This window comes from Rhodospirillales bacterium (genome assembly GCA_016710335.1).
GTDB lineage: Bacteria > Pseudomonadota > Alphaproteobacteria > Rhodospirillales > Defluviicoccaceae > JADJXQ01.
In genome coordinates this window covers 305,639-332,344 of record JADJXQ010000001.1, presented here as the reverse complement: position 1 = coordinate 332,344, position 26,706 = coordinate 305,639, and the positions used below count along the sequence as shown (strand labels likewise).

Sequence of the window (26,706 nt, the reverse complement as noted above, 5' to 3'; positions counted from 1 at the left end):
GCGGTCTGCACGGGCGCCGGTCCTACCCGGCGGCGCGCCGCGAGGCCGCGCCCGCTCGCCCGTCCAACCAGTCGTCGACCATGCCGTTGATCTCCGCGAGGCCGTCAAGCAGCCCCGGGATGCGGACCTCCGACGGTCGCGGCTGGCCGGGGAGGGCGCGGATCGCCGCCGCCATGCGCGCCGGATCGCGGTCGTCGTCGATCGGCAGCATGCGCGCCAGCCCGAGCGCTTCGGCGCGGGCGGCACGGATGTACTGTTCCAGGCGCGGCACCGTGCGCGGCACGATCAAGCCCGGCCGGTCGAACGACAGGATCTCGCAAAACGTATTGTAGCCGCCCATGGCGACGATGCCGGCGGCGCCGGCCATCAGCAGCTCGATGTTGGCGTCGAAGGTGATGGCCGACACCTTGTCGAGCCGCGCCACCCGCTCCATGAAACCGGCCTGGATGGAGGACAGCATGAACGGGCCGAAGACGACGATGGCGCGGTGCGGCAGTTCCGGTCGTGCTCGTAGGCGCTGAGCACCCAGTCGACGACCTCCGCACCGTCGCCGCCGCCGCCCGTGGTGACCAGGATATAGGGGTCGTCCATGACGCCCACGGCGTCCGGCGCCACCCGCGGCGACGGCGGCGCGGAACGGCGGAGATAACCGGTGAAGCGGATCTTGCGGTGGACATCCGCCGGCAGCGGCACCCCGGCGAGCGGATGGCAGATTTCGGGCAGGCCGTAGATCCAGATGTGATCGTAGAGCTTGCTCAACGCCGGGACGGCGTTCTTGCGCTGCCATTCTTCGGACAGCAGGTCGGGCTGGTCCATGATGTCGCGCAGCCCGAGGACCAGCGGCGTGCCCCGCGCCTTCAGCATGGAAAGCGTCGCGCCCACCTCGCCGCGCAGCCCGAGCGGCTCCTTGTCGACCAGAAACACATCGGGTGCGAAGGCGGCGGCGGTATGGCGGATGATCGAGGCGCGGAGGCGCAGCGTCTGTTCGATGCCGATTTCCAGGTTGAGGGGCGTGTAGTCGCCGCGGCGCAGCTTGATGACCCCCGGCACCCGCACGAAATCGACGCGGCTCCGAAAGCTGAAGCTGCCGATGATCGGCGATCCCGAAAGGATCAGCACCGACAGATCCGGCCGGTGATCCACCAGCGCGTGGGCGATGGTCCGGCAGCGCCGCAGGTGGCCGAGCCCGAACGAGTCATGGCTGTAGATCAGGAGCCGGCGGTGGCCGCTGCCTCGTGCCATGACCCCTCCCCTCCCGACACGTCCCTTCGCCCGCATGGTAAACGCCAACGCGCCAGACGGAAACAACTACAGCGACAAATCGCGCCGTTATTGTTGGATTGTCACCGCGGCGGGGTCTTGTGCCGCCGCTCCGGCGAACGCTCCGGCTGCGCTGCCATAGGCCGCGCCTCCGTCTTGTGAGTGATGGTGAGGTTGGTATCGTCTGGATTGACGTCGATGCGCCCGATCTCCCGGTAGAAGCGCGCCGCCACGGTCAACGCGTTGCCGATGTCGCGGGGCCGGCGGGTGTCGTGCAGGACCAGCAACCCGCCCGGCGCGAGCAGGCGCCACGCGGCGAGCGCGAACTCCAGACGCAGATCATCGTCGCCATCGTCGAAGATCAGGTCGAAGGCGCTGTCCTGGAAGGCGTCCAGCACGGAAAGCCTCTCGAAGTGCACGAACCTTACAGCGGACTCGGGCGCCAGCAAGTCGACGATGACGCGGGTGCGCTCGATCCACACCGCCGCCCGGTCGAGGCTGACGATGGTGGCGCCGACCCCACCAGTTTGTGCGAAGATCTGGGTCGACGCGCCAACGCCGAACTCGATGATGCGCCGATGCCGTCCCGCCAGCTCCGCCAGACAGGCTGCGTCATTCCGCGACAGATCGCCCACGTAACGAAGCGGCGAAGTCGGCAAAGGCATGGCGGCGGACATCGGGGCAAATTCTTCAACGCTGTGTGGGCCCCTGATAGGGCCTGCAGATGGCGATGTCGAATCCGGTCCCCTTCATTGTGCGGCGCCTGCCGTGCGGGCAGCCTCGCCATCACGATTTTGAAACATCGATGAAAGGCGGTCGTGCGGCGGGCGGGGTTGAAGTATGCTCCGCAAAAACCTGCCCGGATGCCACCGTGTTCGAGTTCGACCAGGTCCAGCGTGCGCTGCGTGAACGCGGGAGCGAGCCGCCGCTGGCGACGTATCGCTCGACCTCCCGCGTCACGCAGCTGTCGTTCCTGTGGTGGAGCGAGCACTGCGTCGAATGCGCCGATCCGGACTGCTACACCAGTTGCGCGCTGTTCGCACCCCGTCCGGATGGCCGTTGTCGGCGGTTCACCTACGGCATCTTCAAGAATCGGCGCTATCGCTCGTTCCGCGGGTACGGCGCCGAGGTGGCGTTCAAGCGGTGGGGCAAGCTGGAGGCCGACGGCAACGTCTGGATGGAACCGGCGGCGGCGGTGCTGCGGCGGGAGCGGGCGCTGGCGCTGAAGCGCCGGCTGGCGCGGTGGATCGGCAGCCTGGCCGCCCGCCTCACCGACAACCCGCGATGGCAGCCCGACCTGCCGGAGCCGCGCAAAATCGCCCGCCGCCTGCACCGCCGCGGTTCGCCACCCCGCCGGCCGCAGGCGTTTCTGATCGAGGTCTACAATCCGGGCGTAGCGCCGGTCGATCTGCAGGTGGTGATGCGGCTTGCCACGCTTCTGCCGCCGCAACACCCATCCGAGGCGCCGCCGCCGTTGCTGGCGACGCTTCGCCTCGCTCCCGGCTACACGTGCCACCGGATCGAGAGCACCGGCTTCGAGGCCATCGTCGCTTCGGGACTGCCGTTCAAAGGTAGCCCTGCTGCCGGCCGGCGACGAGGCGGTGCGGCTGGTGTTTCTTGCTTGCGATTTCGTTATCGAGGATGGCAGGGAAGCGGCCGCTCCGGGGGTCGCCAACCAGGTCAAGTGCGTCGTCTTCGACCTCGACGACACGCTGTGGACCGGCGTACTGCTGCACGGCGACCGCCCACGGCTGCGGCCGGGGGTGGAGCGGGTTCTGCGCGAGCTGGACCGCCGCGGCATCCTCCTCAGCCTTGCCAGCAAGAACGACTATGGGAGCGCCTGGGAGCAACTGATCCGTATGGGTCTTGATGACCTGTTCCTGCACCCGCAGATCGGCTGGCAGCCGAAAAGCATCGGCATCGCCCGCATCGCGGATCACCTCAATCTCGGGCTCGACGCCTTCGCCTTCGTTGACGACAATCCGTTCGAGCGCGCCGAAGTCGCCGCCGCCTGCCCGGAGGTCGTGGCCTTCGACGCCGCGGAGATGGAGGCGATCCTCGATCACCCGCGCTTCCGTGGCAGCGACAGCGTCGATGCCGCGCGGCGTCGGCAGTATTACCGGGACGAGATGGCGCGCAACGCGGTGCGGAAGCAGTCCAGCCACGATTACGGGGCGTTTCTCCGGTCGTGCGACATCGAACTTTCGGCCAGGACTTTCGCGTCCAAGGACCTGGACAGGACCGCCGAGCTGATCCAGCGGACCAATCAGCTCAACTTCTCCGGTCGCCATTACGGTCGCGATGATATCCTCAGGCTGGTGAGGGACTCCTGTTTCCGCATCTGCGTCATGACCTGCCGCGACCGGTTCGGTGACTATGGAACCATCGGTGTCGCGGTCGTTGCGCGGCTGGGCGCCACCCTCAGGATCGAGGACCTCATGCTGTCCTGTCGTGTTCAGGGGCGCGGCCTCGAGCGCGCCGTTTTCGCCCACCTGATCACCAGCACTGCGCCGCGGCCGGAGCGGCTGTGGGTGCGTTTCCGCCCGACTGCCCGCAACGCACCGGCGCGCCAGGCGCTGGAGGATCTCGGCTTCCGCTTGGATTGTGACGGCGCGGGGGATGTCGACGGCGCGGGCTTCATTTTGGACGTGACGCACCATGATCTGCAGTCCGACGTGATCCGCGTCATCGCCGATGATTGGGCGGGGCCCGCAGACCAACGCCCGAGCGCGACGACGCTCGCCTGAAGCACCCGCCATGGAACCGAGCATCTTCAAGTTCATCTATCGCTACAGCCTGCGTCAGCAGGTGTTTCTCGTCGCCCTCACGTTCGTCTCGTTTCCGTTCCTCTACGCGTCGCTGGAGCTTCCCAAGGTCATCGTCAACGAGGCGATCGGCTCCACCGATTTCCCCAAGCCTCTCGCCGGCGTCCCGTTTGCTCAGGTCGATTATCTTCTGATCTTGTGCTTCGGGTTTCTGTTGATGGTGCTGGGGCGGTTCGCGCTACGCTATTACGTCAACCTTTACAAAGGCGTTCTTGCCGAACGCATGCTGCGGCGGCTTCGCTACCAGCTGTTTTCGGCGGTGCTGCGCTTTCCGCTCCCCCACTTCCGCAAGACCTCCCAGGGCGAGATCATCGCCATGAGCACCGCCGAGGTCGAGCCGCTCGGCGGCTTCATCGGCGACGCCGTCGCGCTGCCCGCGTTCGAGGGCGGCACCATGCTCACCATCCTGGCGTTCATGTTTGTGCAGGACCCCATCCTGGGACTCGCCGCCATCTCCCTCATCCCGGTGCAGGCGTACGTCATCCCCAAGCTGCAACGGCAGATCAACGCGCTGGCAAAAGAACGTGTTCGCACCGTCCGCAAGTTGTCGGAGCGTCTTGGAGAAGTCGTCGACGGTATCGAGGATGTCCATGCCCATGACACGGCAGAGCTGGAGCGGGCCGACATCGCGCGATGGCTCGGCACCATCTACAATATTCGCTATAAAATATATAAGAAGAAATTTCTCATTAAATTCATTAACAACATGGTCAGCCAGCTCACACCTTTTTTCTTCTTTTCCATTGGCGGATATCTGGTCATAACGGGTCAGTTGACGTTCGGCGCTTTGGTCGCCGTGCTCGCCGCCTACAAGGATCTGTCATCGCCCTGGAAGGAGTTGCTGAGCTGGTATCAACTGAAAGAAGACAGCCGCATCAAATACGAGCAGATCATCGAGCAGTTCCAGCCGGCCGGAATGCTTCCCGAGTCCCTGCAGGCGCGCCACGAAGCGCCGGTATCGTGTCTCGCTGGCTCTGTCGTCTGCTCCAATTTGACTCTGGAGGAGGAAGGCGGCCTGAAGGTGGTCGACGGCGCGACGTTCAATTTCGACATCGGCGAACGGGTGGCGCTTGTGGGTCCCGAGGGTGCCGGCACCTCCGCCGTCGCCAAGCTATTGGCGAGACTGTTGACGCCGAGCGCTGGCAGCATCCGGGTCGGCGGCGTCGATCTGGCGTCGCTGCCGCAGGCGGTCACTGGGCGCCGCATCGGCTATGTCGGCGCCGGCGTCACATTGTTCTTCGGCTCGTTGCGCGATAATCTGGAGTACGGCCTCCGCCACCAGCCGATCGCGCCGGTGACACACGGTGATGGCGAACGGCGGGCGGCGTGGGAGAAATACGTGCGGGAAGCACGCGAGGCCGGCAATACCGACAGCGATCCCGACGCCGATTGGGTCGATTATGCGGCTGCCGGCGTGGCAGACGCGGCGGGCCTGCTCGACCGCACCATCCACGTTCTTGAAACGGTGCAACTCGACCGCGATCTATTTCTGTTCGGCGCCCACAGCACGGTCGATCCCGAAATCCACCACGACCTCTCCGTCAGAATCCTGGAGGCTCGCTTCCTGCTGCGCGAACGGCTGCAGGCGCCGGCCTACCGCGACCTGCTCGAGCCGTTTGACTACGAGCGCTTCAACTTCAACATGTCGATCGCCGAGAACATCCTGTTCGGCACGCCGGTCGGGGAAGTCTTCGATCTGCAGCACATCGCGAAAAACCCGTACATGCTGTCGGTGCTGAAACAGGTCGGCCTGGTGGACGCGTTCATCGACATCGGCCTCCAGGCGGCGCGCATCATGGTCGACCTGTTCCGCGACGTGCAGCCGGGGGACGAGATTTTCGCCCGCTTCAGTTTCGTCAGCGCCGAGGCGATTCCGGAGTTCGAGGCGATCATCCGCCGCGCCGACATCGGCGGGATCAGCGGCCTTGGCGCCGAGGATCGCCAGAGGCTGTTGTCCGTCCCGTTCCCGCTGGTGCCGGCGCGCCACCGGCTGGGTCTGCTCGATGCGGAGGGCGAGCAGAGATTGCTGGAGGCGCGGCGCGCGTTCGCCGCCGGCCTGCCGTCGGAGCTGCGCGATGCAGTCGCGTTCTTCGACGCCAACCACTTCAACGTCGCCGCGTCGGTGCAGGACAACATACTGTTCGGGCGCCTGGTCTATGGCCGGCCGCAAAGCCAGCGCGTCGTCGGCGATCTCATGGCGGAAGTCATCGACGCCCTCGACCTCCGGCGCGCCATCATCGAGCTCGGCCTCGCATGTCCGGTCGGCATCGGCGGCAGCCGGCTGTCGGCGGCGCAGCGCCAGAAGCTGTCCCTCGCGCGCAGCCTCCTCAAGCGGCCCGACCTCCTGGTGGTCGACCAGGCCATGGCCGCCCTTGACCCGAGAAGCCAAAAGGTGATCATGACCAACGTGATCGAGGCACTGGACGGCGCCGGCTTGGTGTGGACGTCCAGCGAAGAGCCGGACCTGCCCGGCTTCGATCGGGTGATCGCGATGGAGAACGGCAAGATCGTCGGCCAGAAGGACCTTCGTTCGGATCAGGCCGAGCCGCCGTTGCGGCTGGCTTCGCCGCAAGGCGACGTGTGATCCGTTCCTGAACGGCGTCAGGGTCTTGACCGTTACGGGCGCAACCGCGGCGGGGCCGGTGCAGGGAGGAGCGTGGTGCAGTACGGAGATGCGATCGGCGTCTTGCGGTGCTTGCCTCTGTTCAGCAAGCTCAATCCCAGCAAGCTCAAGTTGCTGGCCTTTTCCAGCACCTACCTCACCTTCGAGGCGGGAGAGGAGCTGTTCCAGGAAGGCGATCCCGCCGACGGGGCCTACATCATAGACGAGGGCGAGGTGGAAGTGCTGACGGCCGTGGGCGGGCGCCAAATCACGGTCGGCAGGCTGCAGCGCCAGGATCTGTTCGGCGAGATGGCGATCATTCTCAACCAGCCGCGCACCGCCAAAATCCGCGCCGCCACGCCGCTCAAGGTATTGAAGATCGATGCAAGCGTGTTCCTCAAGCTGGTGACCGAAAATCCTGATGTTGCCCTTGCGGTGATGCGGTCGTTGAGCGACAAGATCGCGCGGGTGACCGAGCGTTACCAGCACCTGGAAAGCCGCCTTCATGCGGGGCCGTCATCCTCCGGGTCCGCCGGATCCGACTCCCGAACCGAATAGTTCCCGCGCAATTCATGTTTTGGATGGAGGACACGTGCACCGCCTGACCATGCCGAATGCGTTGCCGCCCGTCTGCGCCGGTTTCCGGGTCGACGTCCGGACCTGACGCAGCAATGGGGATCGAAGCCACTATCCAGATGTGGATGACCTACGCGCTGGTGATCGGCGCGCTGGCCCTCTACGCGTCGGAAAGGCTGCCGATGGAGGTGGTGTCCATCGGCGTCGTCTGCGCGTTGATGATCTTTTTTCACTTGTTCCCGGTCATTGATGCCACTGGCGAAAACCTGCTGAACGGTCAGCGGCTTTTGCAGGGATTCGCCAACCCGGCGCTGGTTACGGTGCTCGCGCTGCTGGTCATGGGCCAGGCGATGGTGCGCGCCGGGGTGTTGGACGTGCTGGCGCGAATCGTGTTGCGCGCCGGCCGCGGCAGCCTGTGGTTCTCGGTGCTCCTGGTCCTGCTTGTGGCGATGTCGGTCAGCGCCTTTCTCAACAACATTCCGGTCGTGGTGATCTTCATCCCGATCATGCAGGGCCTCGCCACCCGGTTTGGACGAGCGCCGAGCAAGCTGATGATTCCGTTGAGCTACGCCGCGGTGTTGGGCGGGATGACGACCCTGGTCGGCTCGTCCACCAACCTCCTGGTCAACAGTGCCATGATCGAGTTGGGCGGCGAGCCGTTCGGTTTTTTCGATTTCACCATCCCTGGCCTCGTCATGGCGGCCACAGGCCTCGCCTACTTGATGGGGGTGGCGCCGCGCATCCTGCCGGCGCGCGAAAGCATGGCTGACCGGCTGCTGTCGGGACCCGGCGGCAGACAGTTCATCGCCCAGCTCACCGTCCTCGACGGCTCGCCGCTGGTGGGCAAGGGCGCCCCCGGCGGCATGTTTCCCAGCCTGCCCGACATCACGGTGCGCATGGTGCAGCGCGAGGAGGAGGCGATCCTGCCGCCGTTCGAGGCGTTCGCGGCCCGTCCTGGGGACGTGCTGGTGGTGGCGGCGACCCGCAAGGCTCTGACCGAGGCGTTGTCCCGCAAGACCGCGCAGATCGACCCCAAGTTCGCGACCGAGGCGCGGGCGCCGCGTCCGGCGGACAAGGCACGCGCCGACGATGGGGGGCTTCCGTGGGACGGCACCGCGCAGGTAATGGCCGAAGTCATGGTCGCTCCCGGTTCCCGCTACGAGGGTCAGACGCTTCGTCAGATCGGGTTCTTCAACCATACCCGCTGCGTGGTGCTCGGGATTCAGCGCCGCTCACGGATGATCCGCACCAGGATGACCGATATCCGGATGGAGGCCGGGGACGTATTGCTGGTGCAGGGCGACGCCGCCGACATCAACGACCTCAAGGCCAACCGCGAGGTCGTGCTGATCGAGTGGTCCGCCGAGGAGCTGCCGACCCAGTCGAGCGCGCCGCTGGCGGCGTTGATCTTCGTCGCCGCCATCGGCCTCGCGGCCGCGGGGTTGTTGTCGCTGGTCGTCGCTACCTTGACCGGCGCCGTGGCGGTGGTGGCCACAGGGGCGCTCAACGTGCGCCAGGCCGCCCGCGCCGTGGACACGCGCATCGTCACCACCATCGGCGCGGCGCTCGCGATGGGTGTGGCGCTTCAGGAAACCGGCGGCGCCCAGTTCGTCGCGCGGCAGATGGTCGATGCGATGCATGGCGCCGGCCCGGGCGTCGTGCTGTCGGTATTCTTTCTCACCGTCGCCGTGTTGTCGAACCTGGTCACCACCAAGACCGCAGCGGTCTTGTTCACGCCGATCGCCCTCGATGTCGCCTACGAGGTTGGCGTTCCACCAGAGGCCTTCGCCGTCGCCGTCGTGTTCGCGGCCAACTGCTCCTTCGCCTCGCCGCTCGGCTACCAGACCAACCTGCTCGTGCTCGGCCCCGGTCACTACCGCTTCATCGACTTTGCCCGCGCCGGCATCCCGCTCATCGTCATCATGTGGCTCGCCTTCAGCGCCTTCGCCCCCTGGTGGTACGGGCTTTAAGCCCCTACGCGCCACGATCGGGCGACATCCGCTGCAGGACTGCGGCGAGGTCGGCGAGCAGCGCGTCGGCCTCGGACCGATCGACGCCGAGGAGGGTCGTGAACTCCGGCAGGTCGACGGCGTTACAGACGGTGTTGAGGGCGTTGGCCAGAACCACGAGTTCGTCCCGGGTCAGGCGCAGCAGAGCCTCGTCGCTGGCGGCGCACTCGATGTCCATGGTTCGCGGCCCTGGCCTTCCGGTTCAGTTCAGGTTCTGGTAATAGCGGACGCCGCGGTCGGGGCGGAAGGCGGTGCCGCAGTCGGCAGCGCGGGCATTGTATATGACGACGGTCCCGGTATTCTCGTCCCAATAGCCATGCCGGCGGTTCGCCAGCCGCTTGTCGCGATCGGGATCAGCGAGGATGTCGGCGATGAACGCGGCAAAGTCGGCTCTCGTGTCGATGCTTGCCAAGGGAAACGCCAGCCCGTCGATCCGACGCCCGGCGCTGAACTCGCCGCTTTGGACGACGTGCTTCCGGTACGCATGGCCGTCGGCGATGGCACGGGCGATGGAGGCAGGGTCGTCGCCGGGGCAGGTGTCCGCCTCTGCACATCCGACCAGAAGCCCGATCAGGGCGCCGGCGGCGATGATGCGAAGGCAGGATGACAGAGCCATGGCACGTTGTTTCTATGCCAGACGAAGCTTCTATGCCAGACGCGGCTTCTATGCCAGACGGGGCTTTCACGCCGGACCGGCGGGCGCGCCAACGATAGAGAGGGACGATCGATGAATACACGGAAACATGTTTTGGCGGCGACGGTGGCGGCAGTCGTCGCCGCGCTGGTGACCGGCGCCACGCCCGCACCCGCCGCGGACGTCATCCGGGTCGGCGAGATCAACAGCTACACGCGCCTTCCGGCATTCACCGAACCGTACCGCAACGGCTGGCAGCTTGCCGTGGACGAGATCAACGCCGCCGGCGGGGTTCTCGGAAAACCCCTCGAGGTCATCAGCCGCGACGACGCCGGCAAACCCGGCGCCGCCGTCAAGATCGCCGAGGAACTGCTCAGCAAGGACGATGTCGACCTGATCGCCGGCACCTACTTCTCCCACGTCGGCCTCGCGGTCGCCGATTTCGCCAACCAGCGCCGGGTCCTGTTCGTCGCCGCCGAGCCCTTGAGCGACGCGCTGACCTGGCAGAAGGGCAATCCCTACACCTTCCGCCTCCGCCCCAGCACATACATGCAGGCGGCGATGCTGGCGGAAGAAGCGGCGAAGCTGCCGGCCAGGCGCTGGGCGACGATTGCGCCCAACTACAAGTACGGCCAGGACGCCGTCGAATCCTTCGTCCAGCTTTTGAAGCAGAAGCGCCCTGACATCGAGATCGTCGCGCAGCAGTGGCCGGCGCTGTTCAAGATCGACGCCGGGGCCGAGGCGCAGGCCCTCGCCGCCGCCAATCCCGACGCCATCTTCAACGTGACGTTCGGCCCCGATGTCGCCCAGTTCGTCCGCGAGGGCAAGCTGCGCCGGCTGTTCGAGGGGCGCGAGGTGGTGAGTCTGCTGACCGGCGAGCCCGAGTACCTGTCGCCGCTCGGCAGCGAAGCGCCGGAGGGCTGGATCGTCACCGGTTACCCCTGGTACGACATAGACACCGAAGCCCACGATGCGTTCCTGGAGGCCTACCGGTCGCGCTTCAATGCGCCGCCGATGCTGGGCTCGGTGGTCGGCTACAACACCTTCAAGGCAATCGGGGCGATCATCAACAAGGCCGGCTCCACCGAGACCGACGCGATGATCGCGGCGGCGAAAGGATTGACCGTCGACAGCCCGTTCGGCCCCATCACCTTCCGCGCCATCGACCACCAGTCAACCATGGGCGCCTACGTCGGCCGCACCGCGGTCAGGGACGGCGAAGGCGTCATGGTCGACTGGCGCTACGCCGATGGCGCCGACTACCTGCCGAGCGACGACGCCGTCCGCGCCCTTCGCCCAGGCAACTGAACCGCCCGCCGCGGCGCCCTGGACTGTCGCGTCGGCTTCGCCTCCAAGCGAACCGCGAGGCGGCGCGGGTTTCGACGATGAACACCGAACGTGAGCGGGAAGGCCGTTGAGCTTCATCCTGGTGCAGATCCTCACCGGCCTCTCGAACGCGGCGTCGCTGTTCCTGGTGGCGTCGGGGCTGTCGATCATCTTCGGGGTCACGCGCATCGTCAACTTCGCGCACGGCTCGTTTTACATGCTCGGCGCCTATCTGGCCCTCACCATCGCAAACTACCCAATCGCTGGCCGCATCGGCGACACGCTCACCGGTTTCGCGCTAAGCGTCATGGCCGCCGCCGCCGTCGTCGCGATCCTCGGGGCCATCATCGAAATGACGGTGTTGCGCCGCATCTACCGCGCGCCGGAACTGTTCCAGCTGGCGGCGACGTTCGGCATCGTCCTCATAGTCCAGGACGTCGCGCTTGCCGTATGGGGCCCGTTCGACGTCCTCGGCCCGCGCGCTCCCGGGCTCGACGGCGCCGTCGCGATCGGCGGCCACTACATCCCGGAATACGACCTGGCGCTGGTGGCGCTGGCGCCATTGGTGCTCGCCGGCCTGTGGCTCCTGTTCTATCGCACCCGCTGGGGCATCATCGTGCGCGGCGCCACCGAGGACCGCGAGATCGTCGCCGCCCTCGGCGTCAATCAGACCTGGATCTTCACCGGCGTGTTCGCCCTCGGCTCGTTCCTCGCCGGCCTCGGCGGCGCTGTCCGGGTGCCCCGCGAGCCGGTCAGCCTGTTGATGGACCTCAACATCATCGCCGAGGTGTTCGTGGTTGTGGTGGTCGGCGGCATGGGCAGCATCCTCGGCTCCTTCCTCGCCGCCGTGCTGATCGGCCAACTCAAGGTGTTCGGCATCCTGATCCTGCCCGAAATCACCCTCGTGCTGGTGTTCCTGGTGATGATGGTGGTGCTGGTGCTGCGCCCCCAGGGGCTGATGGGGCGCCCCGAACCGACTGCCCACGGTGGCGGCCATGGCGAGGAGCGCCCGCTGGCGCCCGCCGGGCCGCGCCTCCGCCTGGTCCTGTTCGCGGTCGCGGCGATGCTCCTGATGTTGCCGGTCGTCGCCGACCGCTTCACTCTGGTGCTGATGACCGAGATTCTGATCTTCGCGCTGTTCGCGGCGAGCCTCCATTTCATCATGGGCGGCGGCGGCATGGTGTCGTTCGGCCACGCCGCGTACTTTGGCCTCGGCGCCTACGGGGCCGGCCTGGCGGTGGTGCATCTGGCGGCGCCGATGGAGGTGGCGCTGGTCCTGGCGCCGCTGCTGTCCGGCGCCGGCGGGCTGTTGTTCGGCTGGTTCTGCGTGCGTCTCTCCGGCGTCTATCTCGCCATGCTCAGCCTGGCGTTCGCCCAGATTACCTGGTCCATCGCCCTCCAGTGGCACGCGGTCACCGGCGGCGACGACGGCCTCGTCGGCGTGTGGCCATCCGCCTGGGCCAGCCAGCCGGCCGCGTACTATTATCTGACCCTGGCGCTGTGCGGCAGCGGCGTGCTGTCGCTGCGCCGCCTGTTCTTCACGCCGTTCGGGATGGCGCTGCGCGCCGGCCGTGATTCGCCGCTGCGCGCCGACGCCGTCGGCATAGACGTTCGTCGCCAGCAATGGCTGGCATTCGCCATCGCCGGCGCCATGGCCGGCCTCGCCGGCGGCCTCTACGCGTTCTCCAAGGGCAGCGTGTTCCCGGACGAACTGGCGATCCCGCGTTCCGTCGACGCCCTGCTCATGGTCCTGCTCGGCGGCGTCCAAACGCTCAGCGGCCCCATCGTCGGCGCGTTCGCATTCGTCGGCCTGGAGGATTGGCTCGCCCGGCTGGCGTACTGGCGCCTGATCCTAGGCCTCGCCATCGTCGGCATCTGCGTCCTGATGCCCAAAGGCGTCGTCGGCGCGGCGGTCGATCTCACCGGCGACCGCGACCGGCCGCCCGCGTCATGACCCTGCTTGCGGTGCGCCATCTGCGCAAGAGCTTCGGCGGCCTGAAGGCTGTCGATGGTATCGATTTCGATCTCGCCGCCGGGGAGGTTCTCGCCGCTGATCGGCCCCAACGGCGCGGGCAAGTCCACCTGCTTCAACATGATCAACGGCCAGCTTCGCCCCGACGCCGGTTCCATCCGCCTGCAAGGCCGGGAAATCGCCGGCAAAAGTCCGCGCCGCATCTGGCGCCTCGGGGTCGGACGCACCTTTCAGATCACCGCCACCTTCCACTCGCTCAGCGTCCGCGACAACGTTCGCATGGCGCTGATCTCCCACCACCGCCGCATCCTCTCCATCGCAGCGCCCGCGAGCCGCCTCTACACCGACGCAGCCGATGCGTTGCTCGACCTGGTCGAGGTCGCGGACCAGGCGGAGCGGCCGTGCGGGGTGCTGGCCTACGGCGACCTGAAGAAGGTCGAGCTTGCCGTCGCTATTGCCCACGACCCGGTGCTGCTGCTGATGGACGAGCCGACCGCCGGCATGGCCGGCACTGAACGCGTCTCCTTGATGGCGTTGACCCGCCGCATCGTGGCCGAGCGCGGCTGCGCCGTGCTGTTCACCGAGCACGACATGGACGTGGTGTTTACCCACGCCGACCGCATCATGGTGCTCGACCGCGGCGGGATCATCGCGATGGGCGCCCCGGCCGAAATCCGCGCTGACCCGGCAGTGCAGGAGGTCTATCTAGGCAGCGGCGCCGTCTGCGCCGATCTTGAAGGCGACTGACCGATGCTCCAGGTTCGCGGCCTCAACAGCCTCTATGGCCGGGCGCACATCCTGTTCGACGTCGCCCTCGACGTCGCCGCCGGAGAGGTGGTGGTGCTGATCGGACGCAATGGCGCCGGCAAGTCGACCACCCTCAAGAGCATCATCGGCCTTGTACGGCCGGCGTCGGGGACGATCGTATTCCGCGGCGAACAGATCCAGCGCCTGCCGGTGCACGCCATCGCCCGCCGCGGTATCGGCTATGTCCCCGAAGATCGCCGCATCCTGACCGGGTTGACCGTCCTCGAAAACCTGGAGGTCGGCCGCCAGCCGCCGCGCGACGGGGTGCCCGCGTGGACGGTCGAAAAACTCTTGGAGATGTTCCCGGCCCTCGGCGACCGGCTGCACCAGCGAGGCGGCCAGTTGAGCGGCGGCGAGCAGCAGATGCTGACCATCGCTCGCACCCTGATGGGCAATCCATCGCTGATCCTCCTCGACGAGCCCTCCGAAGGCTTGGCGCCGGTGGTCGTCGATCAGCTGTGCCGCACGATCATCTCCTTGAAACGCCACGGCCTCGCCATCCTGTTGTCGGAGCAGAACCTCCGCTTCGCCGAACCCCTTTGCGAGCGCGCGTGCGTCATCGCCAAGGGCCGCATCCGGTTCGCCGGTCCGATGGCCGAATTGGCGGAAAATGCGTCGGCGCGCGCCGCATATCTGAGCGTGTGACGCGGGGGGCGACACGCCGCTGCAATGTCTGTATAATGCACGTTAAAGATGTAGTGAAAACGCACGCAATAGCTGTAAACTGGCCTCAGCAGAAACCTCTGGAGGCAGACCGGGTTGCGTGCGCATTCGACGTGGTGGACAATTCGCATGAACATAAGGGATTACAGCCGGCTACAGGACGCTTTCGCCGACTGGCATGAGAACGCTGAAGCCGACTGGTGGCCAGAGCGTCGGCGTGTTATGGACGCCACCCTCGCCAGGATCGAGGCGGGCCGGTCGCCCCTGGTGGTGCAGGGCACGGCCGGCGTCGGCAAATCGGCGTTCCTGACGAGCTTGGCGAAGGCTCTGGATCCTCACCGCAAGACCACTCTCGTGTCCGCCACCGGCGTGCCCTCTGCGGCCGCGACCGCCGCCGACGGGACTGCAAAGCCGCTCGCCCCCGACGATGCACCGGCCCACTCGGCGCAGCCGGCTGTTCTTCTGATTGACGACCTGCATCTGGCCGACGAATGGTGGGTACGGCGCGTCGCCGCGCCCTGTCCCGACTGCCAGGCGCCGGACGCGTTACAGCCGCGTGCGCAGTTGGTGGTGACGACGGACCGCCGCTCGCTCCGTGCCGGGTTGCCGGGGCTCGGCGGCGAGGACGACATCGGCGCGGACAACTGCTTTGTTCTCAATCCGATGACCCGCTCCGACGTGGAGGCGTTCGTCGCTGCGCGGCTCAGACGCGCCGGCTACGACGGCCCGTCGCCGTTCACCGAAGAGGCGATGGGGCGTATCGAGTTCTACTCCCGCGGCCTCCCCGGCCGGATCACCCGCCTTTGCCGTGCGGCGCTCTCGGTCGCGGAGGAACGCGCGGTGTGGCCGGTGGGGGAGGCGCTGGTGCGGGAGGTGGCGTGGTCGCTGTTCCTGCCGGAGTCCCTCAAGGACCGCTTGCCGGCGCTCGGGCACGGCCGGCCGGAGGCGGATGCGGCTCAGATCGAAATGGCGTCAGCCGCATCATCCCCCCATGCGGCGGGCGGCGCCGACGCGGACACAGCGGATTCAGACTCCTCTGCCGGGGTACCGGGTGCGGCGCTCTCGGAGCCCGTCGCCGCGCCGACAGGCCGCAGGCTGCGGTCTGCGGCGCGTCCGCTGGTCTTGGCGGCGGTCGCCTGTTTCGCGATCGGCATCGGCGTTGCCGTGCATGTGGCGCCGGACGGCGCCGGTCCGCCTGCACTACCGAGGCAGGTCGCGTCCGACATCGATCCCGAGACGCCGCCGGCAGTTCCCCGTGACGCGGTCGCCGACGTCGTAGACCAATCACTGCCGGAGCCCGCACCGGAGCCCGCCGTCGCGGCGGCGGCGCCCCCAGCGGAGCCGGTTGCGGAGACGCTATCGGAGGCGCCCACAGGCGGCCAGATGATGCTGCCCGAGGAGATCGAGACGGCGGCACCAGCCGGCGATCCGCCGCCCGACGTGGCGGAGATCCTGGAACCGACGGCGCCGGCGACCGCCGTCGATGCCGCTCCGCCGACCACCGCCGGCGCCGTCGCACCGGAGCGCAAGCGTCGCATCGCGGCGCGCGCACCGCGTCGCGCCCCTTCCGATCGTGTCGCCACGGCGCAGTCTCTGCTCACCCAGCTCGGCTTCTCCCCCGGTCCGATCGACGGCGCCGAGGGACCGCGGACACGCCGCGCCATCCGCGCCTACCAGACCCGGCGCGGCCTCGCCGTCACGGGCGCGGTCGATGACCGGGTTCTGGCGTCCTTGCGCCGCGACGCGGCCTCGCAGCCGCCGCGGCCAGGTTCTCCGTCGCTGCTGACTTCGGTGATCAGGACCATCAGCGCCACGGTCGGCCCCCGCGTCGACAGTGTGCGGGAGCCGGGCTCGGTGGTCCGCTATTGCCGCAACAACCGGGATACCTGGGTCTACGATTTTGGCAAGGACCGCCCGGTGTTCTGCAAGTACATCGACCAGCCGGGCGGTTGACACCGCAGAGCCTGCCGTCGCTTGAGCTTGCGGCGATCCGTCCCGCTGGCGGCGTCAAGCGCTGGTTGACGACGCCGCCTCGACCGCTTATGTTCCTTGCCTGTTCGGTTTCTTCGAAGAAATTGACCTTACAATGTATGCGGGTATTGAGTACATTTGCATACATCCGCATACATCGGCGACGCATGTTGCGGACACATTTCGTTCGATATCAAAGGCTTTGACCTGTTTCACCTGATCAAGACCGCCACAAGCCGGGCATTTTCCGTCTGAAAGCGCAGGTCTAGGCACGGCGCCACCGCTGCACTATCCTGCCCGCCGCAATCGCGATCGCAATTGCAGACGGAAGTGGAGGGGACGCGACATGCCCGATGACAGCGCACGGCCTGTGTTCGACAAGGCCAGGCTACCGAGCCGCCACGTGACCGAGGGGCCGTCGCGGGCGCCCCATCGCAGCTACTACTACGCCATGGGCCTCTCCGAGGCCGAGATCCACCAGCCCTTCGTCGGCGTCGCCACGTGCTGGAACGAGGCGGCCCCCTGCAACATCGCGTTGTCGCGCCAAGCGCAGGTGGTCAAGCACGGCGTCAAGGTCGGCGGCGGCACGCCCCGCGAGTTCGTCACCATCACCGTCACCGACGGCATCGCCATGGGCCATGCCGGCATGAAGTCGTCGCTGGTCAGCCGCGAGGTGATCGCCGATTCGGTGGAACTGACCATGCGCGGCCACTGCTATGACGCGCTGGTCGGCCTCGCCGGCTGCGACAAGTCGCTGCCCGGCATGATGATGGCGATGGTCCGCCTCAACGTGCCGTCGGTGTTCATCTACGGCGGCTCGATCCTGCCGGGCCGGTTCCACGGCCGCGACGTCACCGTCCAGGACGTGTTCGAGGCTGTTGGCCAGCACGCTACCGGCAAAATGTCGGACGGCGACCTCCACGAACTGGAGTGCGTCGCCTGTCCGTCGGCCGGCGCCTGCGGCGGCCAGTTCACCGCCAACACCATGGCCTGCGTCTCCGAGGCCATCGGCTTGGCGCTGCCGGGCTCGTCCGGCGCGCCGGCGCCGTACGAATCGCGGGACGCGCTGTGCGAAGCGTCCGGCGAGGCGGTGATGTCCCTGTTGGCGCTCGGGATCCGCCCGCGCGATATCGTCACCCGCAAATCGCTGGAGAACGCCGCCACCGTCGTCGCCGCCTCCGGCGGCTCCACCAACGCCGGGCTCCATCTGCCGGCCATCGCCCACGAGGCCGGCATCGACTTCGACCTCGACGCAGTCTGCGAGGTCTTCCGCCGCACACCCTACATCGCCGACTTGAAGCCGGCCGGGCGGTTCGTCGCCAAGGACATGTTCGAGGCCGGCGGCGTGCCGGCGCTGCTCAAGATCCTCCTCGACGGCGGCTACCTGCACGGCGACTGCCTCACGGTGACCGGCCGCACCCTGGCCGAAAACCTTGAGCAGGTGGTTGTCTCGGAGGCGCAGGAGGTCATTCGCCCGCTCACCAATCCGTTGTCGCCCACCGGCGGCGTGGTTGGCCTCAAGGGCTCTCTGGCGCCGCAGGGGGCGATCGTCAAGGTTGCCGGCATGAAGGAGCTGCGCTTCCGCGGCCCGGCCCGCTGCTTCGACAGCGAGGAGGCCTGCTTCGAGGCGGTGCAGAACCGCAACTACCGGGAAGGCGAGGTGCTGGTCATCCGCTACGAGGGCCCGCGCGGCGGTCCCGGCATGCGCGAGATGCTGTCGGTCACCGCGGCGTTATACGGCCAGGGCACCGACGGCAAGATGGCGTTGATCACCGACGGGCGCTTTTCCGGCGCCACCCGCGGCTTCTGCGTCGGCCATGTCGGTCCCGAGGCGGCGGCCGGCGGGCCCATCGGCTTGCTTCGCGACGGCGACATCATCGCCATCGACGCCGCGGCGGGCGCCATCGACGTGGAGTTGAGCGAGGCCGAGTTGGCCGAGCGCCGCGCCTCATGGGCGCCGCGGGCCCATGACTTCCAATCCGGCGCCCTCTGGCGTTACGCCCAGACCGTCGGCGACGCCTACGCCGGCGCCGTCACCCACCCCGGCGGCAAGGCGGAAACCCACGTGTATGCGGACATTTGAGGCTTGTGGCTCGAGATAATAGAGAAACTTCACCCTGAGCTTGTCGAAGGGTGAGCCTGCCACAGCCGCGCCGTCTACACCGTGCGCTTCGCCGGGGCCGTCTACGTGCTGCACGCCTTCCAGAAGAAGTCGAAGCGCGGCATCGCCACGCCGAAAGCCGAGTTGGACCTGATCGCGCAGCGGCTCAAGCGAGCGAAGGAGGATTACGAGCAATGGTCAAGAAGCGAGAAGCCGAAATCCCGGTGACCCCGGGCAGCGGCAACGTGTTCGCAGCGCGAGAGGTAGCTCGGGTAGGGCGGAATAGCGTAGCGTATTCCGCCGAATGGTTCGTGGATGTCGCCGACATGCGGCGGGTCACGCTATGCTTTAGACCCGCCCTACTCCCCTACTACATTTGAGGTGACGCACTCGGGTCCAGGTGCCGTTGGACCAGGGCGCGGTGGGTTTCCAGGCTGTCGCCGATCATGATGGCGGTCGCCAGCGCGCGGCGGCCGTCCTCGCCGCTGACCACCGGCGGGCGGCCGTCCGCGATGGCGGCGAGGAACGACTCGATCTCGGCGCGGAGGCTGTCGCCCTCCTCGAACGCCCGGTCCTTGACGTCGATGGCCGGGACCCCCTGATCCGACGTTTCGCCGGTCTTCCGCGCCTGCAGCACCTTGCGGGCGAGGAAGTCGACGGAGACGTAGGCGCTGGGCGAGAAGATCCGCATCTTGCGTTCATTCTTCAGGCTGATCCGGCTGGCGGTGATCGAGGCGACGCAGCCGTTGGCGAAGCGGATCCGCGCGTTGGCGATGTCCTCGAGCGGGGACAGCACCGGCGCGCCGACCGCGTCCACCGACTCCACCGGCGCGTCGACCAGCGACAGCACCATGTCGATGTCGTGGATCATCAGGTCGAGGACGATGCTGACGTCGGTACCGCGCATCCGGAACGGCGAGATACGGTTGGCCTCGATGTAGACCGGATGGGTGATGGTCTCGTCGATGGCGGTGCGGACCGTCGAGAACCGCTCCAGGTGCCCTACCTGTAGCACCCGCCCGCGCGCCGCTGCCGCCCGAATCAGGTCGTCCGCCGCCTCTACGGTGTCGGCGATCGGCTTCTCGACCAGCACGTGCGCCCCGTGTTCGAGGAACGCGAGGGCGATCTCCCGGTGCGCCTTGGTGGGCACGACGACGCTGACCGCGTCCACTCGACCCAGCAATTCCCGGTAGTCGGTGACGGTGCGGCACCCGACCTCCCGGGCCACCTCCTCGGCGCGCGCTCCGTCGACGTCGCACACCGCCCCGCGCCCGCTGCTCGGTGGCGCCGGGCGTGACTCCCCCCGGAGGGCCCGACGGCCGAAAGGCCGCGGGCCGTGGTCCGCCCCCGATCCTGGCGGTCAGGCCCCTCCGCGCGAGCCGCGCGCCCGCTCCGTCGCGCCGGTGTAAAGCTGGCGCGGGCGGCCGATCTTCTGGGTGGGGTCCTCTATCATCTCGTTCCACTGGGCAACCCAGCCGACGGTGCGGGCGACCGCAAACAGCACCGTGAACATCGACGTCGGAATCCCGATCGCCTTGAAAATGATCCCGGAATAGAAGTCGACGTTGGGATAGAGCTTCTTCGAAATGAAGAAGTCGTCCTCCAGGGCGATGCGCTCCAGCTCCATGGCGATTTCCAGAGCGGCTCGTCGCGCGCCCCCAATTCGTCGAGCACTTCGTGGCAGGTCTGGCGCATGATCGTCGCGCGCGGGTCGTGGTTCTTGTAGACGCGATGCCCGAAGCCCATCAGCCGGAACGAGTCATTGGGGTCCTTGGCGCGCTTGACGTACTCTGGAATGCGGCTCTGGTCGCCGATCTGCTCCAGCATGCGCAGCACCGCCTCGTTGGCGCCGCCGTGCGCCGGCCCCCACAGGGACGCGATGCCCGCGGCGATGCAGGCGAACGGGTTGGCGCCGCTCGATCCGGCGAGGCGCACCGTCGAGGTCGAGGCGTTCTGCTCGTGGTCGGCGTGCAGGATCAAGATGCGATCCATCGCCCGCGCCAGCACCGGGTTGACGATGTACGGCTCGCAAGGAATGCTGAACAGCATGTGGAGAAAGTTCTCGGAATACCGGAGCTCGTTACGGGGATACACGAAGGGCTGGCCGATCGAATACTTGTAGGCCCATGCGGCGATCGTCGGCATCTTGGCGATCATCCGGTAGGACGCGATCATGCGGTGGCGCGGATTGGTGATGTCGGTCGAGTCGTGGTAGAACGCCGACAAAGCGCCGACGACTCCCACCATGACCGCCATCGGATGCGAGTCCCTGCGGAAGCCTTCGTAGAACCGTACCAGCTGTTCGTGCAGCATGGTGTGGTAGGTGATGTCGTGTTCGAACTTGCGCTTCTGTTCGGCGGTCGGCAGATCCCCGTACAGCAGCAGATAGCAGACCTCCATGAAGTCGGTGTGTTCCGCGAGGTCCTGGATCGGGTAGCCGCGGTAGCGCAGGATGCCCTCGGCGCCGTCGATGAAGGTGATCGCCGACTCGCAGCTTCCGGTCGACGTATACCCCGGATCGAACGTGAAGAAGCCCGTGTCGCTGTAGAGGTTGCGGACGTCCATCACGTCGGGGCCAGTGCTTCCCGAGAGAACCGGCAGTTCGAACTGGCGGCCCGTGGCGTTGTCGATCACGGTGACCGTGCGTTTCTCAGCGCGGCCGGCGGCAGTGGAGTCACTCATCGTCAGGCTTCCTTATCTTCCAGGGCGGGAGCGGAGGCAGAAACGACTAGAGCGAGGCGAGCCAGCGTTTCCGTCCGTCCCAAAATCTCCATCACGTCGAAGATCGGCGGCGAAACCTTCGACCCGGTGAGGGCTATGCGCAGCGGCTGCGCAACCTCGCCGAGCTTCCGCGGCTCCGGTTGTCGTGTCGTGACGAAATCCCGCACCAACGCCTCCAAAGACCGTGCGTCCCACTGTTTATGAGCCTCCAAGGTCCGCGTCAAATCGCTTAACAACGCCAGGGCATCCTCCGTCAACAGCGCCGCCGCCTCCGCAGCCATCGCCGGCGGCGCATCCACGGCGTAGACCGCGGCGGCGTCCGCCAGATCCGCCACCGTCCTGGCGCGTGGCTTGAGGCTCTCCATCCCGTTCAAGATTCGCTGTTCGGCGTGCGCCGACAACGGCCGCGCAGCAGGACCCATGCAACCGCTCGAGCACCAGGCGGCAGAGGCGGGCGTCTTCGGCGGCGCGCAGGTAGTGGGCGCTGACGTTCAGCAGCTTGGCCATGTCGAATCGGGCCGGCGACCGTCCGACCCCGTCGAGATCGAACCACGCCACGGCCTGCTCGCGGCTGATGAACTCGTCGTCGCCGTGCCCCCAGCCGAGCCGAAGCAGGTAGTTGCACATGGCCTCCGGCAGGATGCCCATCTCCCGGTAGGCGTCGACGCCGAGGGCGCCGTGCCGCTTCGACAGCTTGGCGCCATCCGCGCCGTGGATCAGCGGGATGTGGGCGAATGCCGGCGGCTCCCAGCCGAGGGCGCGATAGAGCTGCATCTGGCGAAATGCATTGGTGAGGTGGTCGTCGCCGCGGATGACGTGGGTGACGCCCATGTCGTGATCATCGACGACCACGGCCAGCATGTAGGTGGGGGTGCCATCGGCGCGCAGAAGAATCATGTCGTCGAGCTGTGCGTTGGCGACGGTCACCCGCCCCTGGACGTTGTCGTCGATGCAGGTCTCGCCCGTCTGGGGCGCCTTCAGGCGCACCACCGGCCGCGCCCGTCGGGCGCCTCGCCCGGGTCCCGGTCGCGCCAGCGGTCCGTCGTAGCGGACCTTTCCCTCGCCGCGCCTCTTCGCGCATCGCCGCCAGTTCGTCCGGGCTGGCATAGCAATAGTAGGCGTTGCCCTCCGCAACCAGGCGCTCGGCCGCCTCGGCGTGGCGGGACGCCCGCTCGAACTGGGAGACCACCTTGCCGTCCCAGTCCAGGCCGAGCCACGAAAGGCCGCCGATGATCGCGGCGACGGCCTCCGGGGTGGAGCGCTTGCGGTCGGTGTCCTCGATGCGGAGGTGGTAGCTGCCGCCGTGGTGGCGGGCGAAGAGCCAGTTGAACAGCGCCGTGCGGGCGCCGCCGATGTGGAGGAACCCGGTCGGGGACGGAGCGAAGCGGGTGACGACGGTCATGGATGCGATCGCGAGCCAGGCTGAAGGTTGCGGCGCCGACAGTGGTTTATCACGTTTCCCTGCCACCGCCACTGCCGGAGACGACGTCAGCGACGGCGACGCCCGTTACGGCGCGACACCGGCGGCGATGCTTCGCAGCCGCAGCCGTGCTAGCATTCCTGAAAGGGCAACATCCGGAGCGAGGAGAGGAGCAATGGGCGCTGGCGATGTGGTGGTGCAATGCGGGTCGTTCGAAGTGTCTCTCGCAACCGGGCCGGACATTGCCGACATCACCGATGCCGTCGCCAAAATCGTCGCCGGGACCGGCGTCAAGGCCGGCAGCGCCCATGTGGTGGCGATCGGCTCCACGGCGTCGATCACCACCATCGAGTACGAGCCGGGCGCTGTCGCCGACCTCAAGGACGCCATCCGCCGATTGGCGCCGCCGGACCTGGCGTATGCCCACGAGATGACGTGGCACGACGGCAACGGCCACAGCCACGTCCAGGCGGCGCTGCTGGGGCCGTCCCTGGTCGTGCCGGTGCGCGCGGGCCGGTTGCGCCTCGGAACCTGGCAGCAGGTCATCGTCATCAATCACGACAACAAGCCTCGCAGGCGGCCGATCGAGGTCACCGTGATCGGCGTCGGCTGACCGCCACCGCCGGGGACCGCAGGCAATCGATGAAATCCCCGGGCAGCGCCGCCGTCGGCCACTGGTTCGCAGTGGCTCTGCGCGAGGTGGAGCGGGTGTCGGCGATCCTCTATCTGGGGTTCGGCCTCTACGTCGCAGTGGATCTGATCGGTCGCGCGTTCCGCGACACCCTATGGCTGCTGTTGCCGGCAGCCATGGTCATCGTCTCCGCGTCTGTGGTGGTGCCGACCCTGATCCGCCATCCCGACCGCGGCGTGCGCCTCGGGTGGCCATTTCGCCGCCGGCGTGCCTGACGGCGGACGCAGAAGGTTTTCCGTCAGCGCTTCGTGGCGCGCCGCCGTATCCGTTCCGTCGCCCCTAGAACGCCAGGCGCTGGTCGATGACGGTGTTGCGGACCGATTTCTGCAGCTTCTCGAAGGCCTTGGCTTCGATCTGCCGCACCCGTTCGCGGGAGATGCCGAAGCGCTGGCTGAGGTTCTCCAGGGTCGCCGGGTCGTCCTTCAGACGGCGCTCCGCGATGATCTCGCGTTCGCGATCCGTCAGCGTCTCCATGGCGCCGACCAGCAATCGCCGCCGCCGCTGAAACTCCTCGTCCTCGCCGACCCGGGTTTCCTGGTTGTCATCGGTGTCGACCAGCCAGTCCTGCCATTCGCCCTCGCCCTCCTCACGCAACGGGGCGTTGAGCGACATGTCGGGGCTGGCGATGCGGCGGTTCATCTGCACCACCTCGGTGGCCGACACCCCGAGACGTTCGGAGATGCCGGAGACATGGTCGGGCGTCAAGTCGCCCTCCTCCATCGCCTGCATCTGGCCCTTGAGCTTGCGCAGATTGAAGAACAGCTTTTTCTGCGCCGCCGTGGTGCCGATCTTGACCAGCGACCAGGAGTGCAGGATGTACTCTTGAATGGCGGCGCGGATCCACCACATGGCATAGGTGGCGAGCCGGAAGCCACGGTCAGGATCGAAACGCTTGACAGCTTGCATCATCCCAACGTTGCCTTCGGAGATCAGTTCTCCCAACGGCAGGCCATAGCCCCGGTAGCCCATGGCGATCTTGGCGACAAGGCGCAGATGGCTGGTCACCAGCACGTGCGCCGCGTTCCCGTCGCCGTGCTCGACCCAACGGCGGGCGAGGCGCTCCTCCTCCTCCGCAGGCAGCATCGGAAATGCGCGGATGCGCTGAAGGTAGCGGGACAGGTTGCGTTCGGGCGACAGATCCGTGTCGAACTCAGAGTACAGCATCGCAGTATCCCAGGGTGTCCTAACCGGCGTTCCTTCCGCCAGGGTTCTTTCTCAAAGCTTCCTTTCTGCAAACGTTGCTTCCTGCAAACGTTCCTTCATGGCCCGCGGTTCCGTTCGCCAGATGCCAACGATAAACCGCGGCGTTCCTTGAGGAAAGGATAATGTACTTCAGCGGTCGAGTATAGGGAAATCTATAGGTGCTCCAATGTGTCGATGAGCATCCTGAAGTCGCTTGGGAAATCCGACGTGAAAGACATCGCGACGCGCCGCGCCGGATGCAGAAATCCGATCAAATGCGCGTGAAGCGCCTGCCGCCCCAGGCTCACGACGGCCCCCCGCACCGCATCGCCGGTGACGGACGCCCGCCTCGGCCCGCCGCCATACAGGGCGTCGCCGATGAGCGGGTGCCCGGAGGCGGCCATGTGAACACGAATCTGGTGGGTACGCCCGGTGTAGGGCCGGCACTCCGCCAGGCTGGCGAGGCCGTCGCCGTAGCGGGCCATTACTCGGTAGCCGGTCTTGGCCGGCTTGCCGCCGGTTCGAACCACCGCCATGCGCTTGCGGTGCCGCGGATCGCGTCCGATCGCCGCGTCGATGTGGCCGTGGCGGCGCGCCGGCACGCCCCACACCGCCGCATGATAAACGCGCTGCACGCTGTGCGCCGAAAACTGGGCGACCAGGGACATGTACGCGCCGTCGGTTTTTGCCGCCACTAGAAGGCCGCTCGTGTCCTTGTCCAGGCGGTGGACGATGCCGGGACGCAGCGGGCCGCCGATCGTCGCCAGTCGACCCTGGCAATGTGCGAGCAGCGCGTTGACCAGGGTGTGATCCGCATTCCCGGCGCCCGGATGAACCACCAGACCTGCCGGCTTGTCGACGACGATCACGTCGTCGTCTTCGTAGACCACCGCGAGCGCCAACGGTTGCGGTTCGAGCGTCGCCGCTGTCGCGGCCGGCACCGCCACCTCGTACGTGGCGCCGGCGCGGACGCGAACCGCGGGGTCGCGCACCGCCGCAACGTCTGCCTCCCGCACGCCGCCCTCCTGAATGAGGGCCTGCAGCCGGGTTCGTGAATGCTGCGGCAGCGCCTCCGCGAGCAGCCGATCAAGGCGCAGACCGGCCTTGTCGTCCCCGACATGCACGGTGTAAGTGGTGTCCGACATGCAGAGACAACTCGATCCCATGCGCGCCATGAAGGGCCTCGTCATCGGCCTCGGCGCCCTCATCGTGCTCAGCTTCGTCCTTCTGTTCTATGGCTTTATCACGAATATCGCGGGGACCGAAGAAGAGCCGGCCAGCGCCGTTGCGGTTGCTCCTCGGCCGCCTCAGCCCGGCTTCGGCACGGCTCGTCTGGTCCTGCCGGCCGGCTGCAATGTGGTCGACATGCGCCCGGACGGATCGCGACTTTATCTGCGCACCGGGCCCGCCGGTCTCTGCGAGCGGATCATCGTGATCGACACCGGCACCGGCGCGGAACTGGGCACGATCCAGATCACCCCATGATCATTGTTCCCGGCGCCGTCGTCGAGGAGATAGCCGCGGCCGCCGAGGCCGCCTATCCGGAGGAGTGCTGCGGCCTGCTGATCGGTCGGACGGACAACGAAGACAGCGCCAGCGACCGTATTCGCGTCACCCGCGCCGTCGCCAGCCGCAACGTGGCCACCGAGCCGCGCCGCGACCGCTTCGAGGTGGATCCGGCGGTTCGCTTCGCCTTGATGCGGGAACTGGGGGAGGGGCCGGAGCGCATCGTCGGCCACTACCACTCCCATCCCGATCATCCGGCGGAGCCGTCGGCGCGGGATGCGGAGATGGCGTTCGAGCCGGACCTGGTCTGGGTAATCGTCTCCGTCGCGGGCGGGCGCGTCGTTGACATGCGCGCGCACCGCCCCGAGCCCGGCGGCCACCGCTTCCGCCCTGTCACGTTCGACGCTTCTTGGAGAGGGCCGCAGTCGCATGCTTCCTGA

General features: G+C 67.3%; 20 protein-coding genes and 4 pseudogenes. 15 read left to right on the top strand and 9 right to left on the bottom strand.

What is annotated here, in order from left to right:
- Positions 1–22: 22 nt before the first annotated feature.
- Together IPM60_01520 and IPM60_01515 are read right to left on the bottom strand one after the other, a co-directional pair.
- Positions 23–1,242, bottom strand: a pseudogene (locus tag IPM60_01520) (hypothetical protein).
- Positions 1,243–1,343: 101 nt separating this feature from the next.
- A complete protein-coding gene (locus IPM60_01515; GenBank protein ID MBK8906617.1) occupies positions 1,344–1,925 on the bottom strand; it encodes a class I SAM-dependent methyltransferase in 582 nt (193 codons plus the stop codon).
- Positions 1,926–2,870: 945 nt separating this feature from the next.
- On the opposite strand from IPM60_01515, the gene IPM60_01510 reads away from it, so the two are divergent.
- The 4 genes from IPM60_01510 to IPM60_01495 all read left to right on the top strand — a co-directional run bounded on the left by IPM60_01510 (position 2,871) and on the right by IPM60_01495 (position 9,233).
- The gene (locus IPM60_01510; protein ID MBK8906616.1) at positions 2,871–4,007 is read left to right on the top strand and encodes an HAD-IIIC family phosphatase; all 1,137 of its coding nucleotides are present in this window, start codon (positions 2,871–2,873) and stop codon (positions 4,005–4,007) included.
- 10 nt (positions 4,008–4,017) lie between these two features.
- On the top strand, positions 4,018–6,669 hold the full coding sequence (locus IPM60_01505; protein MBK8906615.1) for an ABC transporter ATP-binding protein: 2,652 nt from the start codon (positions 4,018–4,020) through the stop codon (positions 6,667–6,669).
- 75 nt (positions 6,670–6,744) lie between these two features.
- Positions 6,745–7,245: a cyclic nucleotide-binding domain-containing protein gene (locus IPM60_01500; GenBank protein ID MBK8906614.1), complete on the top strand. Its 501-nt coding sequence runs from the start codon at positions 6,745–6,747 to the stop codon at positions 7,243–7,245.
- A 113-nt stretch (positions 7,246–7,358) separates the two neighbouring features.
- A complete protein-coding gene (locus IPM60_01495; GenBank protein MBK8906613.1) occupies positions 7,359–9,233 on the top strand; it encodes an SLC13 family permease in 1,875 nt (624 codons plus the stop codon).
- A 4-nt stretch (positions 9,234–9,237) separates the two neighbouring features.
- On the opposite strand, the gene IPM60_01490 is transcribed toward IPM60_01495, so the two are convergent.
- The gene (locus IPM60_01490; GenBank protein ID MBK8906612.1) at positions 9,238–9,450 is read right to left on the bottom strand and encodes a hypothetical protein; all 213 of its coding nucleotides are present in this window, start codon (positions 9,448–9,450) and stop codon (positions 9,238–9,240) included.
- Between the two features lie 24 nt (positions 9,451–9,474).
- Positions 9,475–9,888 carry a hypothetical protein gene (locus tag IPM60_01485; protein MBK8906611.1) on the bottom strand — a complete coding sequence of 138 codons (414 nt, stop codon included), beginning with the start codon at positions 9,886–9,888 and terminating at the stop codon, positions 9,475–9,477.
- A 111-nt stretch (positions 9,889–9,999) separates the two neighbouring features.
- On the opposite strand from IPM60_01485, the gene IPM60_01480 reads away from it, so the two are divergent.
- The 7 genes and pseudogenes from IPM60_01480 (at position 10,000) to IPM60_01450 (ending at position 18,974) form a co-directional block, all read left to right on the top strand.
- On the top strand, positions 10,000–11,214 hold the full coding sequence (locus IPM60_01480) for an ABC transporter substrate-binding protein (protein MBK8906610.1): 1,215 nt from the start codon (positions 10,000–10,002) through the stop codon (positions 11,212–11,214).
- A gap of 106 nt (positions 11,215–11,320) precedes the next feature.
- Entirely contained in the window at positions 11,321–13,186 is a 1,866-nt protein-coding gene (locus IPM60_01475) for an ABC transporter permease (protein MBK8906609.1), read from the top strand.
- Positions 13,183–13,951, top strand: a pseudogene (locus IPM60_01470) (ABC transporter ATP-binding protein). The gene IPM60_01475 and the pseudogene IPM60_01470 overlap by 4 nt, the downstream one beginning before the upstream one ends.
- A gap of 3 nt (positions 13,952–13,954) precedes the next feature.
- Positions 13,955–14,656 carry an ABC transporter ATP-binding protein gene (locus IPM60_01465; protein MBK8906608.1) on the top strand — a complete coding sequence of 234 codons (702 nt, stop codon included), beginning with the start codon at positions 13,955–13,957 and terminating at the stop codon, positions 14,654–14,656.
- 984 nt (positions 14,657–15,640) lie between these two features.
- Positions 15,641–16,627 carry a peptidoglycan-binding protein gene (locus IPM60_01460; protein ID MBK8906607.1) on the top strand — a complete coding sequence of 329 codons (987 nt, stop codon included), beginning with the start codon at positions 15,641–15,643 and terminating at the stop codon, positions 16,625–16,627.
- 364 nt (positions 16,628–16,991) lie between these two features.
- Positions 16,992–18,728 (top strand): dihydroxy-acid dehydratase, encoded by a 1,737-nt coding sequence (ilvD, locus tag IPM60_01455; GenBank protein MBK8906606.1) that lies wholly within the window; start codon positions 16,992–16,994, stop codon positions 18,726–18,728.
- Positions 18,729–18,809: 81 nt separating this feature from the next.
- A complete protein-coding gene (locus IPM60_01450; protein ID MBK8906605.1) occupies positions 18,810–18,974 on the top strand; it encodes a type II toxin-antitoxin system RelE/ParE family toxin in 165 nt (54 codons plus the stop codon).
- 142 nt (positions 18,975–19,116) lie between these two features.
- Here IPM60_01450 and IPM60_01445 read toward each other — a convergent pair whose 3' ends face one another.
- The 3 genes and pseudogenes from IPM60_01445 to IPM60_01435 all read right to left on the bottom strand — a co-directional run bounded on the left by IPM60_01445 (position 19,117) and on the right by IPM60_01435 (position 22,869).
- Complete coding sequence (locus tag IPM60_01445; protein ID MBK8906604.1) at positions 19,117–20,007, bottom strand: Gfo/Idh/MocA family oxidoreductase; 891 nt, start codon at positions 20,005–20,007, stop codon at positions 19,117–19,119.
- A gap of 99 nt (positions 20,008–20,106) precedes the next feature.
- Positions 20,107–21,428, bottom strand: a pseudogene (gene gltA / locus IPM60_01440) (citrate (Si)-synthase).
- Positions 21,429–21,430: 2 nt separating this feature from the next.
- A pseudogene (locus IPM60_01435) lies at positions 21,431–22,869 on the bottom strand (glutamate--tRNA ligase).
- Positions 22,870–23,062: 193 nt separating this feature from the next.
- On the opposite strand from IPM60_01435, the gene IPM60_01430 reads away from it, so the two are divergent.
- Both IPM60_01430 and IPM60_01425 read left to right on the top strand, forming a co-directional pair.
- Positions 23,063–23,500, top strand: coding sequence for a YjbQ family protein (locus tag IPM60_01430; protein MBK8906603.1), 438 nt, complete (start codon positions 23,063–23,065; stop codon positions 23,498–23,500).
- 29 nt (positions 23,501–23,529) lie between these two features.
- On the top strand, positions 23,530–23,793 hold the full coding sequence (locus tag IPM60_01425; protein MBK8906602.1) for a hypothetical protein: 264 nt from the start codon (positions 23,530–23,532) through the stop codon (positions 23,791–23,793).
- Positions 23,794–23,857: 64 nt separating this feature from the next.
- On the opposite strand, the gene rpoH is transcribed toward IPM60_01425, so the two are convergent.
- Both rpoH and IPM60_01415 read right to left on the bottom strand, forming a co-directional pair.
- Positions 23,858–24,742, bottom strand: a complete 885-nt coding sequence (gene rpoH, locus IPM60_01420; GenBank protein ID MBK8906601.1) for an RNA polymerase sigma factor RpoH — start codon at positions 24,740–24,742, stop codon at positions 23,858–23,860.
- 191 nt (positions 24,743–24,933) lie between these two features.
- A complete protein-coding gene (locus IPM60_01415; protein MBK8906600.1) occupies positions 24,934–25,905 on the bottom strand; it encodes an RluA family pseudouridine synthase in 972 nt (323 codons plus the stop codon).
- Between IPM60_01415 and IPM60_01410 the strand changes: the two genes are divergently transcribed.
- Complete coding sequence (locus IPM60_01410) at positions 25,904–26,245, top strand: hypothetical protein (GenBank protein ID MBK8906599.1); 342 nt, start codon at positions 25,904–25,906, stop codon at positions 26,243–26,245. The genes IPM60_01415 and IPM60_01410 overlap by 2 nt on opposite strands.
- Entirely contained in the window at positions 26,242–26,706 is a 465-nt protein-coding gene (locus IPM60_01405) for a M67 family metallopeptidase (GenBank protein ID MBK8906598.1), read from the top strand. The genes IPM60_01410 and IPM60_01405 overlap by 4 nt, the downstream gene beginning before the upstream one ends.

Coding starts and splice junctions, on each gene's coding strand:
- IPM60_01515 (MBK8906617.1), bottom strand. CDS start 1,925: ATGCCTTTGCCGACTTCGCCGCTTCGTTACGTGGGCGATCTGTCGCGG.
- IPM60_01505 (MBK8906615.1), top strand. CDS start 4,018: ATGGAACCGAGCATCTTCAAGTTCATCTATCGCTACAGCCTGCGTCAG.
- IPM60_01495 (MBK8906613.1), top strand. CDS start 7,359: ATGGGGATCGAAGCCACTATCCAGATGTGGATGACCTACGCGCTGGTG.
- IPM60_01490 (MBK8906612.1), bottom strand. CDS start 9,450: ATGGACATCGAGTGCGCCGCCAGCGACGAGGCTCTGCTGCGCCTGACC.
- IPM60_01485 (MBK8906611.1), bottom strand. CDS start 9,888: ATGGCTCTGTCATCCTGCCTTCGCATCATCGCCGCCGGCGCCCTGATC.
- IPM60_01480 (MBK8906610.1), top strand. CDS start 10,000: ATGAATACACGGAAACATGTTTTGGCGGCGACGGTGGCGGCAGTCGTC.
- IPM60_01465 (MBK8906608.1), top strand. CDS start 13,955: ATGCTCCAGGTTCGCGGCCTCAACAGCCTCTATGGCCGGGCGCACATC.
- IPM60_01460 (MBK8906607.1), top strand. CDS start 15,641: ATGGCGTCAGCCGCATCATCCCCCCATGCGGCGGGCGGCGCCGACGCG.
- ilvD (MBK8906606.1), top strand. CDS start 16,992: ATGCCCGATGACAGCGCACGGCCTGTGTTCGACAAGGCCAGGCTACCG.
- IPM60_01430 (MBK8906603.1), top strand. CDS start 23,063: ATGGGCGCTGGCGATGTGGTGGTGCAATGCGGGTCGTTCGAAGTGTCT.
- IPM60_01425 (MBK8906602.1), top strand. CDS start 23,530: ATGAAATCCCCGGGCAGCGCCGCCGTCGGCCACTGGTTCGCAGTGGCT.
- rpoH (MBK8906601.1), bottom strand. CDS start 24,742: ATGCTGTACTCTGAGTTCGACACGGATCTGTCGCCCGAACGCAACCTG.
- IPM60_01410 (MBK8906599.1), top strand. CDS start 25,904: ATGCAGAGACAACTCGATCCCATGCGCGCCATGAAGGGCCTCGTCATC.
- IPM60_01415 (MBK8906600.1), bottom strand. CDS start 25,905: ATGTCGGACACCACTTACACCGTGCATGTCGGGGACGACAAGGCCGGT.
- IPM60_01405 (MBK8906598.1), top strand. CDS start 26,242: ATGATCATTGTTCCCGGCGCCGTCGTCGAGGAGATAGCCGCGGCCGCC.